At 35.5% G+C, this 14,470-nt stretch carries 9 protein-coding genes; 6 read left to right on the top strand and 3 right to left on the bottom strand.

The features are described from left to right. The 5 genes from OD757_RS06680 (at position 1) to OD757_RS06660 (ending at position 9,084) form a co-directional block, all read left to right on the top strand. Complete coding sequence (locus tag OD757_RS06680) at positions 1-876, top strand: type II secretion system F family protein (RefSeq protein WP_263031298.1); 876 nt, start codon at positions 1-3, stop codon at positions 874-876. After that, the gene (locus tag OD757_RS06675; RefSeq protein WP_263031297.1) at positions 863-1,210 is read left to right on the top strand and encodes a DUF192 domain-containing protein; all 348 of its coding nucleotides are present in this window, start codon (positions 863-865) and stop codon (positions 1,208-1,210) included. Before OD757_RS06680 ends, OD757_RS06675 begins: the two co-directional genes overlap by 14 nt. Positions 1,211-3,385: 2,175 nt before the next feature. Then, the gene (locus OD757_RS06670) at positions 3,386-3,904 is read left to right on the top strand and encodes a hypothetical protein (protein WP_263031296.1); all 519 of its coding nucleotides are present in this window, start codon (positions 3,386-3,388) and stop codon (positions 3,902-3,904) included. 401 nt (positions 3,905-4,305) lie between these two features. Next, the gene (locus OD757_RS06665; protein WP_009387817.1) at positions 4,306-4,869 is read left to right on the top strand and encodes a hypothetical protein; all 564 of its coding nucleotides are present in this window, start codon (positions 4,306-4,308) and stop codon (positions 4,867-4,869) included. A gap of 24 nt (positions 4,870-4,893) precedes the next feature. Next, positions 4,894-9,084 (top strand): calcium-binding protein, encoded by a 4,191-nt coding sequence (locus OD757_RS06660; protein ID WP_263031295.1) that lies wholly within the window; start codon positions 4,894-4,896, stop codon positions 9,082-9,084. 81 nt (positions 9,085-9,165) lie between these two features. Here the strand turns inward: OD757_RS06660 and OD757_RS06655 are convergent, their stop codons facing one another. Beyond that, entirely contained in the window at positions 9,166-10,626 is a 1,461-nt protein-coding gene (locus tag OD757_RS06655; RefSeq protein ID WP_263031294.1) for a coniferyl aldehyde dehydrogenase, read from the bottom strand. A 129-nt stretch (positions 10,627-10,755) separates the two neighbouring features. On the opposite strand from OD757_RS06655, the gene OD757_RS06650 reads away from it, so the two are divergent. Continuing rightward, a complete protein-coding gene (locus OD757_RS06650; protein ID WP_263031293.1) occupies positions 10,756-11,826 on the top strand; it encodes an AraC family transcriptional regulator in 1,071 nt (356 codons plus the stop codon). A gap of 15 nt (positions 11,827-11,841) precedes the next feature. Here OD757_RS06650 and OD757_RS06645 read toward each other — a convergent pair whose 3' ends face one another. Together OD757_RS06645 and garD are read right to left on the bottom strand one after the other, a co-directional pair. Next, positions 11,842-12,738 (bottom strand): DMT family transporter, encoded by an 897-nt coding sequence (locus OD757_RS06645; RefSeq protein WP_263031292.1) that lies wholly within the window; start codon positions 12,736-12,738, stop codon positions 11,842-11,844. A 126-nt stretch (positions 12,739-12,864) separates the two neighbouring features. Next, a complete protein-coding gene (gene garD, locus OD757_RS06640) occupies positions 12,865-14,412 on the bottom strand; it encodes a galactarate dehydratase (protein ID WP_263031291.1) in 1,548 nt (515 codons plus the stop codon). Positions 14,413-14,470: the final 58 nt, after the last annotated feature.

Raw genomic sequence — 14,470 nt, 5'->3', positions numbered from 1 at the left:
ATGAATAATATAATTTTATATATTTGTTTTATTGGATTTGGGGCAGCGATCTCTTTTCTCTCTTGGCAGATCTTTAGTTTTATCTATGCAGTACCAGATGAAAATCGTGAGTATTTAGATAAACCTCCCTTTATATTTTATCTGCAATGGGTACTCATAAAAACTATTGCCTTTTATATAGGGCCTTGGATATCAAAGAAAACTGAAGAACGTTTAACAATGAAAATTGTATATGCGGGCTATGAATATGTTTTTAAGCCAAAAGAAATTGTTGCTTCGCAGATTGTTTTTGGGGGGATGTTTTTTTGTTTAGCATTGGTTTTATTGTATCTATCCAATATAAATGTTCTCTATAGCATTGCATTTGCACTATATGGATTATTATATCCAGTGTTATGGTTAAAAAGCGAAAAAAAGAAAAGAGAGAACATCATTCTCAAAGAAATCCCATTTTTTTTAGATATCATTGTACTGTGCGTAGAGGCTGGTCTTACATTAGTGAATGCATTGGATCAGGCTGTAACAAAGTCAATTAAAAGTCCCACTCGATACGAGTTTTCTAGAGTATTGGCAGACATTCGCAAAGGTATTCCAAAAAATGAAGCTCTACGAAATATGGCGCAACGTGTAGAACAACCATCTGTACAAAATTTGGTATCAGCAATTATTCAGGCTGAAAACATGGGTATGAATCTTGGCCCAATTTTACGAGGTCAAGCTGAACAACGCCGTGTTGAGCGTTTTTTAAGGGCTGAAAAATTAGCTTTGGAAGCGCCTGTCAAAATGCTTTTTCCTTTAGTTGCATTTATCTTTCCTTGTACATTTATTGTTATTGGATTTCCAATATATATCATGATGAAGGATGCATTTGGATAATATGTACTTAAATAATTCTAATATAAAGTTTGAAGTATTTACTGCTACAAGTTTTTTTTCTAGAGCTGCTGGGCTTTTATTTCGAAAGAAATTAAAAGAAAACCAGTGTTTATTAATTAGCCCATGTACCTCAATCCATACTATTGGTATGAGGTATAATATAGATATTGTTTTTATTGATGCTTTTGGTTATGTGACTGATATTTATTATGATGTTAAACCTTTTAAAGTTGTATCTGGCTCAAGCCAAGCTTGTTCAGTGGTTGAGTTTTTAGGAGGTACATTAAAAGATTTATCAATTAATGATAATCATTTATTTACTAAGAAATTGTAAGGTATTTTAAAATATTTATTAAATAAATTTGAAATATTTAGTTTATGTATATTTTAAGTTTATTTAATAATGTTTGTGTTGAATGATGTTGGGTTGGTTTTTGTAAATAAAGTATAGGTAAAATTTATTCTATTAAAATAAATTGATGTGACATTATTCAATTATCATAATTTTATTAAGAAGATGAAAAGTGTCTGTTGAATTTTAAATTAGATGTAAAATTTTAGAAAATAAATCAAGAAAACTTATAATGAAATTATTACAGAACTTGATAAAGCTAATTTTTCAGGACATATTTATAGTTTAACGGAACTACATAATTTAGTTCGTCAAGTATCAGGAAGTTTGAGCGACAATACAACATTAACTTTCTATTGTTCAGATCGTACCTTTAGAGAAAAATACTTAGTACTAAAATAAATATGAGATGATTAGTATCAATTCTTATAGCGAAACTGTGAGAATTGATCAGATTATTGTTTTTTATTTATTCGATAAAAAGTTTTTTAAAATATTTTAAAAGAATGTTTTTAAATATAGCAGTGATTTAACCCATGCAATTAATGAATATAGATTGTATGGGTTAAATGAACAGCGATATGTAAAAGAGTAAAATTTATGATTTTTAAGAAAATGGATATAGTAGGTGAGAAATTAGATCACCTTGTGAGTTTAGTTGAGCCACTCATACAAGATTTGGATCTAGACTTTCCTATTAGGATTGATGACAGCTTGATGGTTGATGAAGAACGGAATATTTATCATTCTTTGTAGGAAGTGGTTATTTGTCACCTGCTGAAAAAATTATCTTAGAAAAAGAGGGCCGTATTATTTTGACGGTTATGAAAATAACCCTGTAACCCCATTTCATTGGCCCGCAGTAGAGGCAATTGTAACCCCTACACAAGCGATATTGTTTACGTCTTTTGAGTTTTCAGTTTCAACAGTTCAAGATCATAGATCACATAGTGAATTTTATGTATCTTCACTGAGTGTTAAATCTTTAAATAACCCGAATATTATCCATATTCATTCAGAGACTGAAGTTCCTCAAGACATAAATAATCTTATTGCTGAAGTTTTAGATATTTATGAAAAAGAAATAATGGATAGATGGGCAGTTTCTACACAGCTTTATTATAACTTTGGTGTAGATATGCTCAAGGGCTTAAGAAACTAATAATTAAAAGAAGAAAATAGAGACATGGCAAGATCATTAGAAACCAAAAATATTATTAATCAACTTGCTGATATCGAGAAGATGATTAGATAATTTAGAATTTAAGATGGATCTTTTTATTTTAAAGAAAATGTATGTAATTGGTAAATTTAATATATTTTTCTTATTAAAAGTGATGGGAAATATATTAAGTGATTTTGTTATATATTTAAATTATAATATTTGAAAATTTGAACTAACAAGTAGCGAAAGGCGATTAAGAAGAAATGAGTTTTTATTGCATACCAAAACAAAATTACTGAAAGTAAACCCGAACATGTAGCTATATATGAACGCTATTGGAAACTACCTCATGAAGTTTTAAAAGAGCATAATTACCTTTATGGTCATTGGCAAAGAGATAGAAATGATCGGCAATTCAATGACAGAATTTATATCTATGCTGATGATGAACGTCATATTGGTTTGATCTTGATACATAGGGGGGTTGCTGCGGGAGTGGAGCATGCCCCAGCTGCTTATGTGTTCTATGCAGAAGATGAGTTGGTGCTGTTGCAAGTATCCGATATGATTAGTTATCCAATTGATATAGAAAAAATTATATGGCAGAAAAATTTATTTAACTCCTTTTGTAGTGGCACCTAAATTCATTGGTCGAGAAGATACTTTAATAGAGTTAATAAGAGAGGCCCTTTTAGCAGAATTAAAAAATCGTAGCTCAGTAAATCAGCAATTTGTGGATGTACAACTATTTTTAAATCATCCATTTGAAAATTATGCTTGGTAACTTATTAAAAAAATAAATAAATCATGAAAACTTATAATGAAATTATTACAATGGAGATTTTTATTTTAAAGTAAATGTATATAATTGGTAAATTAATATATTTTATCTTATTAAAAGTGAGGAGAGTGTATTAAGTGATTTTATTATATGTTTATATTAGAATGTTTGAGAATTTAACTAATAAGTAGTGAAAGGCGATTAAGAAGAAATGAGTTTTATTGCATACCAAAACAAAATTACTGAAAGTAAACCCGAACATGTAGCTATATATGAACGCTATTGGAAACTACCTCATGAAGTTTTAAAAGAGCATAATTACCTTTATGGTCATTGGCAAAGAGATAGAAATGATCGGCAATTCAATGACAGAATTTATATTTATGCTGATGATGAACGTCATATTGGATTACTTTTGATTCATACTGCCATTGCAGCTGGAGTAGAGCACGCTCCAGCTGCCTATGTATTCTATGCAGAAGATGAGCTAGTACTACTTCAAGTAACTAAAACCTCAACGTATCTAATTGATATAGAGAAAAAGATATTAGGTCGAATTTTTGAATTGGCGCCATTTAGTATTCCTGAACATTTTATTGGTCGTGAAACTGAGTTAAAAGAATTAATTAAAAAGATATTTATAAATAAAGAAAAAAAAGAAGATCCACCTTTTTTATTTTCTGAAATAAAAGTGATTTTTGATCAACCATTTGAACATTATGCTTGGTAAGTTATTAAAAAAGAAATAAATTATGAAAACTTATAATGAAATAATTACAGAACTTAATAATGCTAATTCTTCAGGACATATTTATAGTTTAAAGGAACTACATAATTTAGTTCGTCAAGTATCAGGAAGTTTGAGCGAGAATACACCACTAACTTCTATTTTTCAGGTCGTACCTTTAGAGAAAAATACTTAGTACTAAAATAAATATGAGATGATTAGTATCAATTCTTATAGTGAAACTGTGAGAATTGAACTGATTGTTATTTTTTATTTATTTGATAAAAAGGTTTTTAAAATATTTTAAAAGAATGTTTTTAAATATAGCAGTGATTTAACCCATACAATTAATGAATATAGATTGTATGGGTTAAATGAACAACGATATGTAAAAGAGTAAATTTATGACTTTTGAGAGAAAGAAAATTTGGGGCGAGCAACTAGAACAGCTTGCTGGATCGGTTGAGCCTTTATTGGAAGAGCTTGATCTAGATTTACCAATTAAACAGGAATCTACATTGCTAGTTGATGAAGAGCGAAGTATTTATTATTTATCATTTTTTGTAGGAAGTGGTTATTTGTCACCTGCTGAAAAAATCATATTAGAAAAAGAGGGACCGTATTATTTTGACGGTTATGAAAATAACCCTGTAACCCCCTTTCATTGGCCAGCAGTAGAGGCAATTGTGACCCCAACACAAGTGATATTATTTACGTCATTTGAGTTTTCAGTTGCAAAAGTTGAGGAGTGTAAAGCTAATAGAGAATTTTATATATCTTCACTGAGTATTAAATCTTTAGATAATCCAGATATTATCCATATTTATTCAGAAGATCAGGTTCCTCAAGAAGTACACAGTATTATTGCTGAAGCATTTTATATATATCAACAAAGAAAAGAGTGGAAAATTACCACACAGCTTTATTATAACTTTGGTGTAGATATGCTCAAGGGCTTAAGAAATTAATAATTAAAAGAAGAAAATAGAGACATGGCAAGATCGTTAGAAACCCAAAATATTATTAATCAACTTGCTGCTATTGAGCAGACAAATGGGCAAGTTACTATTCAAGACTTACGGCAGGCATTTCTTAATCTTGTGCCTGATGTTACTCAAGATTTAGCAAATAAAACAACTTTGTTTTATGCAGGGAACAACCCAACAGATCCTCTATATATAGCAGCAAAAGCAATTTCGAAGGATACTAGTAACCCTTTAACTATTATGGGTAATACCAAGCTTTCAGAATTAATGCACTCAGATGAAGTGATAGGTTATTTAAAAGAAATTGCTGAAAAAAATAAGATTGCAAAATATACGGACATTATGAACGATGAAACCACGATTGATGGGGTTAAAAGTCGTGCATTGTGGGATGATGCTTCAGAAGCCCTTGCAAAAGCTTCTTCTGGTGATGTTCGTACCCTTACGCCATTTGGTACCGAAGATAAAGTTTTTGCCCGTGTGGAGCTACCAGCTTTACTTGAAAACCCAAATGTAAAAACCATTGATGGGATACCACGTGAGGTACTGAAAACAATATACGATGCTGATATTGCCAGTGGACTCACGCATGCGGAGGCAATAAATAATGCACGTGCGGCAGTACAGGCAAAATCACTCATCTATACTTCGCTCATTGATGAAATTAGCAATGCAAATGGTAAGGTGACCTATGAGGTTAGCCGATTTATAGAGGGGCCAAATAATCTTTCTGACTATACGAAGGGGGCTGCAGTTATTCCACATGCAGATACATCAATAATTCATTCGACATTACTTGGAGATACACCGAGTACCAGTCTATTAAACCCATCCCAAATAGAGTTTTTGAATAGAGGGAAGACTCAATTAGAGCGGGTGGAGTTAGTTACCCAGCAATTGGCTCAGAACGTATCTATATTTGAAAGTACACATCTTTCGAACTTGGCAAAAGGGGCAGGTTTAGCAAGTTTAACGATTGGGTTATTTACTGTGACTGAAAAAGCCCAAGCTGCTGAAACCCCAGAACAAAAACAACAAATTATAGATGATTGGGTCGGTCATACCACGGCAGAGTGGATTGCAGGATCAATTGGTAGTGCGTTATTGGTAGGGGGGGTAGCAGCATTTACAGCAGTATCTGCACCTGTGACTTTAGCTTTAGCGATTGTGGGTGGAATAGTCGGTTCGATTGTGGGTGGTGACACGGTCTATGAGCTTATCAAAGAGGGTGTTAATAAAGTTTTAAGCGACATTAAGTCTAGTTTACATTCAATAGTTGGGGAGTTTTTAGATCAGTTTGATTTGAATGATGTTATGGGGTTATATGAACAGGCAGAGCATGTAACTAGCCCATTAATACTCGATTTAAATAAAGATGGCGTGGTTGGAACACGTGCATTGAGTGAAAATATTTATTTTGACCATGATGGTAGTGGATTTAAAGAAAAAACAGGTTGGGTCAGTTCGCAAGATGGTTTGCTAGTTTTAGATAAAAATAATAATGCAGATATTGAAATAGGCAATGAATTATTTGGAAATCAGACTAGCTTGAATAGTGGCCAATTAGCAAAGAATGGATTTAAGGCTTTAGCAGAATATGACCTAAATAATGATGGAGTGATTGATGCAAAAGATGAAATTTATCAGCAGTTACAAGTTTGGCAAGACATCAATCAAAACGCACATGTAGATCAGGGAGAGCTGACTGGTTTACAAACAATAGGTATCCAACAAATTGATTTAGCTTATACCTCGGCTAAGCAAGTTGATGTCAATGGTAATTATCATAAACAGCAGGGGCAGTTTATCTGGGCAGATGGAACTGCTGGAAAAATAGATGATGTATGGTTTCAAGTAGATACCTTACATTCCCAGATAAATCAGGCCCAAATAGTTGAGATTGATCCTTCAATTGCGATATTACCTGATATTCACCAATTTGGTAACGTTGATAGCTTACATCAGGCTATGGCAAAAGATACAAATGGAATATTACAACAATTAGTTGAACAATTTGTTCGGACAGACTCTCTGTTGGTTAGGCAGCAACTCGTGACTGATATTATTTATCAATGGACTGGGGTAGCTGATTTACCAAGTCACGAAAGAGGAATGTATTGGGATGATCGGCATCTATTGGCTTTAGAAAAAATAATGGGGCGCCAATACCATTCATTTGCAGATGATCCTGAGTGGACTTTAGCAGTAGGAAATAATCAGGCATTTGCTTTAGAGGAAGCATGGGGACTCTTGCGACAGAAAATCTATGATCAACTCTATTTACAACAAAAAATACCTGAAATTTTTGAAAAAATTCAAATATCTGAATCAAATGAACTCGATGTAACTCAACTTTATAGTTATATCAAACAACATAGCCTAGTTGACGTTGCAGAACTATATGATGTTTTAAGCCGTGGTCCACAATTGTTTAAGGATGTACAAAATAGTTTGAGAGACCTTGCTTTGAATGTTTCTACACCAGATTTGATTGATCAAATTCTAGATCAAACTTTGCAAGTTCAGATCTCATCTGTAAATGATAGTTTCTATATAGGAAGTGATGGAGATGATTTACTGATCAGTAATATTGGGACAGACATATTTGTAGGTGGTGAGGGTGTAAATATATATTTTTTTAGTTCTAATAGTGGGCAAGATACTATTCAGGCAAGCTATTTATCGGAAAACTCGTCTTTGACAGAAACTCATATTGTTTTAGATGCCTTGCCGCAGGATATAGTGGTTGAGGTTGCTTCAAGCGACATTATTTTAAAAATCAGTGGAACTGAGGATCAATTAAAAATAGAAAATGCAATTTCAGAGAGTTCAACATTCAAAACGATAACCTTTGTAGATCAAACCGTCTGGACCATTACCGATATTTTAGCCCAGCCCTTGCTAGGTACTGAAAATGATGATTACCTGATAGGTATAGATGCGCGTGATAACACGATTTATGGTTTTGCAGGCAATGATAATCTCTATGGTGCGATTGGTAATGACTATCTAGATGGTGGTGCTGGTGATGACTATTTAATTGGTGGTGAAGGAATCAATACTTATTATTTTGACCGCGGTTATGCAAATGACATCATTATGGCACCTTATTTGACACCTGAATCGGCATCTACAGAAACCCATATTCAATTAGGTATATTGCCTGATGACGTTAGCGTTGAGCTCTTTGATCAAAGCATCCGAATTACAATTAAAGATAGTGGGGATACATTAGAGATTCGTGATGCATTTGTAGAAAACTCAGTGTTTAAAACGATAACCTTTGCAGATCAAACAGTTTGGACCATTACCGATATTTTGGCCCAGCCTCTGTTAGGTACTGAAAATGATGATTATCTAGTTGGTATAGATGTTCGTGATAACAAAATCTATGGTTTTGCTGGCGATGATTATCTCTATGGTTCTATCGGCAATGATTATTTAGATGGCGGTATAGGTGATGACGAGTTAAATGGTGGAGATGGAATCAATACTTATGTTTTTAACCGTGGCTATGGTTATGATTCGATTAATACCCCTTATTTAGATGAAAATTCACCTCAAATAGAAACACATATTTTAATGGATGTATTGCCAAGCGATGTTTCAGTTGAAATTTCATATCAGGATGTCTTTATTAGTCTTAACAATACTGACGATCTCTTGGAAATTAGAGGCGTGTTTACAGAGTTTTCAGCTTTTAAAACGATTACTTTTGCAGATCAAACTGTATGGACTATCCAAGATTTACAGAATTCCGCTTCAATAGGCAGTAATCAGGATGAATCATTAACAGATTTGTTGAGTGGTTTAGCTGACAATTCTAACTACGAAGAGTACGGTTATTTATTTGATGAGTTGTCAGATAACCAATCATTAGTTGGACAGCTTGAAGGGAACAATACGCAAGTGCTGACAGACTCTTTGGTATTAGAAGAAAGCTCTGACGTTGACTATCAATTTAATCTTTTAACAATTGAAGATGTGCAAAAGTCTGATATTGATGTTAATAAATTATTGATAATTACCAATGCGAATAGTGATAGTGAAAATTCTCAAAATGTTAAAAATATTTTGACTCAAAAATATCAGTTTGATGAAGTTGATGATCAAATCGTATTTGATAACACTGCATTTTCAATGGTAAATAATATTAGTTTATGGAATACATCATTTAATCAACAGTTTATAGCCTAAATTTTTTATTATTTTCTTAAAAAACAACTTATTGATTTAAATAAATAAAAAAGCCTCATTACGAGGCTTTTTTATATTCTATTATTTAATATTTGGATCGCCTTTTTTCAAGAAAAAGCGAATCGCTAATTTTTGTAAGAATGTCCCATAAGGAGGGTGGAAAAGCTGAGTCGGGAAAAACCGATGACGTATAAAAACAGTTTTTGCATGTGAAAGTTCACGGAAACCTTCTTCGCCATGATATGACCCCATGCCTGAGTTTCCAATACCACCAAAAGGAGCATCATGGTTAACTACATGCCAACCCCAATCGTTGATGGTCACACCACCTGAATGAGTTTCACGTAAAATACGATCACGTTCTACCGAGCTATGGGTAAAGAAATAAAGAGCTAAAGGTCGTTCGTCCGATTTCACATAGGTAATCGCATCATCTAAAGAATCATATGCCACTACAGGTAAAATAGGGCCAAAGAGTTCTTCTTTCATAATGCGCATGTCGGGAGTGCAATTCAGTACAATCTGTACAGGCATTCTACGGCCTTGTTGGTCGAAGCTATACGTGTCGCAAGGAATAATACGTGCACCTTTTTCTTGTGCATCGGTCAAAATATCTTGAATGCGTTTTAAATGACGGTCATTGACAATGGATGTGTAATTCTCATTGTTCGTGATGTTTTGACCAAACATTTTTATAAAGCTTGATTTTGCAGCATCCACAAACTCATCAATACTTTCTTTTGGAACCAACGCATAGTCAGGTGCTACACAGATTTGACCACTATTGGTTGCTTTACCATGTGTAATGCGTTTAGCAGCATCGGCAAGCGGGTAATTGCGGCTTACAATTGCAGGTGATTTACCACCTAACTCAAGTGTAACAGGTGTTAGATTTTCAGCTGCTGCTCGCATGACGACTTTGCCAATGGCTGGAGAGCCAGTAAAGACAATATGGTTAAATGGCAAAGAGGTAAATCTTGCTGGGTCTGTAATTTCTTCACCAAAAACCGCCACTTCATCTTCATTAAAGACTTCAGCCAGCATGCGGCGAAGCATTGCATTGGTATTCGGTGTAATTTCAGGGAGTTTAACCATGACTCGGTTGCCCGCAGCTAATGCGGCAATGAGTGGGCCAAGTGCTAAATAAACGGGAAAGTTCCAAGGGACGATCACACCAACCACGCCTTTAGGTTGGTATTGCACACTTAAACGGTTTGATAAAAATAAAAGCTCGGTACGGCGTTTACTTGGGCGCATCCAGCGGCGTAAATGATGAATCGCATGATCGGCTTCCAATACAGAGCCAAGCAAATCTAGTAGTTTAGATTCATCGAGTGATCTTGAACTAAAGTCAGCATTAATCGCGGCAGCCAAAGCATCTTGATAACGGATAATTTGTTTTTTAAGTTTATGCAGTTTTGTGCGGCGTGCTTCAAGACTTGGGTAAGGATCTGCCTCAAAATTAGCACGTTGTTTGGAAAAAATAAGTTCCATATGTTCTGTGGCAGAGCCGCTATATTCTTTTAAGGTGGACTGTTCCATTATTATTCCTTCCATACTTTTGCTTATCATACTTTATGCTTGAAGCGTCGTATGGTCGATGTTAAATTGAGACAACAAGAGGTAGTTTAGTGCCATTATGCACGTCACTCTAGGGATGGTGTGAGTTAAATGCCTAAAAATCTTTATAAAAATGCAAATAGTGTTATTGAAGGAAATGATGATAATACATCCTTAGGTTCGAATACATATTTGCTAGGTTTAACCAGTTTATTTGATGAAATGGGTTTGCAAGGCCATTCAATATCCGATGTTTTATCTGGCACGAATATTTCAACAGATGAGATAAATCAATCCTCTTTATATATTTCCCAAGTCCAAAAAATTCAGCTATTTCAAAATATTCAAAAGCTATCACATGATCCACTCATTGGTCTGCGCGCAGGGCAAAAGCAGCGGTTGTCTGATTTTGCGGTATATGGCTATGCGTTATATTCCTCACGTAATTTTAGACAAGCGGTAGAGCTTGGTATCCGACACATTAAGCTTGCAGGACCTATTTTAAAGAAGTCATTTTATATTCGAGATGATGTTGCCGTTTTTGAAGGGCAGGACATTATTGCACTTGGTAAGCTTCTGCCCTTGGTATGCGAGTTTTGGTTTAGCTCCATGCAAACTTTAATTGAACGGGTACTTGAAGAACCATTTCAAGCGAAGAAGCTTTTATTACCCTACCCAGCGCCTGACTATGCAGAAGAATATGAAAAAGTTTTTCATTGTCCTGTTCAGTTTAATGCTGGGGTAATGCAATGGCACTTTGATTTAAAATGGCTCGATGTACCTTGTCCAAATGCCAACCCGATTACTGCGGACATGTGTAAGTCGTTTTGTGAGCGGATGCTAGGTGCTGCTGAACTTGAGGAGCCTGAGTTGGTGAAAACGATTCGTTTAATACTATTGGATGGAACAGGGCTTTTTCCATCAGCTCAAGAAATGGCTGAACGTTTACATATCTCAAAGCGTACTTTACACCGGCGCTTGGCAGGTTTTGATTTAACCTATCAAGAATTGTTAGATGAGACTCGGCGCCGTCTTGCTGATGAATATTTGCGAGAGACAACTTTAACCATAGATGAAATTGCTGAGAGAATTGGCTTTTCAGATACTTCTAACTTTCGAAAAGCCTACCGTCACTGGACAGGCATTTCACCAAATGAGTATCGAATACAGTACCTAAATTAGATTAAGGTTTGTTTATTATTTAAATCGAGAGAGTAACTTTTTCTGCAAAAATGGATTACAGAGCAAAATCGCAAATAAAATAATAAAAATGCCGATAATACTGAATAGATCTGGTAATTCATGCCAAAAAACAAATCCCCATATCCCTGCAAAAATAATGGCAATGTAGTTCATTGGGCCAATTTGGCCAGCTGGGGCTAAGCTATAAGCATAAGACATAAATAGTTGGCTAATATTAGCTAAAAGTCCTGCAGCAATGAGTAGTACCAATTCGTGCCAAGTAAAAATGCGCCAATGCCAAAACATTGGAATAGAAGAAATCAAACTACCAAAAATACAGAAGTAAAAAACAATACGTTCAGGTGGCTCTGTACTGGTTAAAGCTCTTACGGTCACAAAAGCCATTGCGGATAAAAAGCATGCACCCAAGCCAATAAAAGACAACGCGTTAAATAAACCTTGGTCGGGTTTAGCGACAAATAAAACCCCAACGAGTCCAATAACTGCGGCAAAAATCATCGATTTGGTAATTTTTTCTTTTAAGAAAAGCCATGCAATCAGCGGAATAAAGATAGGAGATGAATAACTAAAAACCATGGCATTTGATAATTTTAAGTTCGCAATGGCATAGAAAAAACCATACATTGCAGCAAGTCCCACTAGACTTCGCCACGTGTGCATCCAGAGTTTATCGGTTTTAACAAAATCTAGCCCTTGTTTAAAGAGCATTGGAATAAAAATAAATAAACCCACTGCATTTCTAAAAAACACGACGGTCGCATTGTCTACCGTTTCTGAAGCAAAACGAATGCACACTCCCATAATGGAAAATAATAATGCCGATGTCATAAGACAAAGCAGTGCTTTTCCAAGTTGAGTTGAGGGGAGGTTTGGAGCAGTCTGATTTTGCATAGAGAAATAGAGTTCTTAATTTTCGATGTTATTTTAGCAGCGATGTTAAGTTTTGGTGAAATGTGTCGTAATTAATATGGGAAATGTGAAAAAGATGAGGTGATATGCCTCATCTTTTAAACTTTATTAGGTCACGGGTGCAGGGTTAAATACAGCGAGTGAGTTATGAATACCCCAACGGTCCGACCACGTTTGTTTTTCACCGCTAGCCACTTGTAAAATTAGTTCAAAAAGTTCCCAGCCCACTTCTTCAATAGTTTTCTTCCCAATGGCAATATCGCCAGCACTGATATCAATCAGGTCATACCAACGGTTCGCAATATTGTTTCGGCTTGCCATTTTAATAACCGGCACTGCTGCCAGCCCGTAGGGTGTACCGCGACCTGTGGTAAAGACTTGAACGGTAATACCAGATGCCATTTGCTGCGTACCACAGATAAAGTCACTCGAAGGGGTGGCCGCAAAAATTAAACCCTTTTTAGTCGGTCTTTGGCCCGGTGCTAGAACTTCTACAATCGGTGAGCGGCCCGATTTGGCGATCGATCCCATCGCTTTTTCTACAATGTTATTCAGTCCACCTTTTTTATTACCTGGTGTGGTGTTGGCACTTCGGTCTACTTGGCCTGCGGCTAAATAGTCATCGTACCATTTCATTTCCCGAATTAGATCTTTGGCAACTTGTTCATTTACTGCACGTGGAGTAAGTAGGTGAATACCATCGCGGACTTCCGTAACCTCAGAGAACATGACTGTACCGCCACATTGCACAATCAAGTCAGCTGCGAAACCAACGGCAGGGTTAGAGGTAACTCCCGAAAATGCATCACTCCCCCCACATTGCATGCCTACAACTAAATTAGAAGCTGGAACTTCTTCTCGAGTACGTTGATTAAGCTTTTCAAGGTGTTGTTCTGCCACGGTTAAAATATGGTTGACCATACTTTCAAAACCGTTATGGCGTTCATCTTGCAACTGAATAATATCTTCATTTGCTAGGGGAATATATTTGTTTTCTTTAGGAATATTTAAAAGTCGTTCGGGTTGCATTTTTTCGCAGCCCAGACTCACCACCATAATCTCTCCACCAAAATTAGGGTTGAGTGCAAGATTATGTATGGTACGAATAGGAACAATTGCAGCGGGCGCGTCAATTGCCACACCACAACCATATAAATGGTTTAATCCGACTACACCGTCTACATTTGGATATTTAGGAAGTAAATCACGTTCAATAATTTTAACGACATAATCGACAATACCTTCTACACAGTTAACACTGGTCGTAATACCTAAAATATTCTTTGTGCCGACACTGCCATCTTTATTTTTATAACCTTTAAATGTATATCCGCTCAAGGCTGGAAGCTTTGGATCAGGGCGAGTTGCTAACTCAAGATCATCTAGCTCAGGTGCCTCAGGCATTTGGGTAACAGCTTCATTTACCCATGAACCCGCGGGTAAATCTTTATTGGCATAACCAATAATTTCCCCATAACGAACAATTGCTTCACCTTGCTTTAATGACTCTAATAAAACTTTATGTCCTTGTGGCACATGATCAACCAAGATGAGTTGGTATTCTTCAATAGGTGTAGAAGGTGGTAAACCGCCGTCATTCACTACAATGGCTACATTATCAAGAGGACTAATTTTTATGAGGAGAGGCTTCAGCATGATCGTTCCTTGTATACATTTGAAGAGAGGTCATAACGCTTAAGTTAGTTAAGCGTTA

Source organism: Acinetobacter sp. AYS6, from assembly GCF_025630795.1.
Taxonomy (GTDB): Bacteria; Pseudomonadota; Gammaproteobacteria; order Pseudomonadales; family Moraxellaceae; genus Acinetobacter.
The sequence above is the reverse complement of the archived record's forward strand: the minus strand, read 5'-3'. Positions and strand labels throughout refer to the sequence as shown.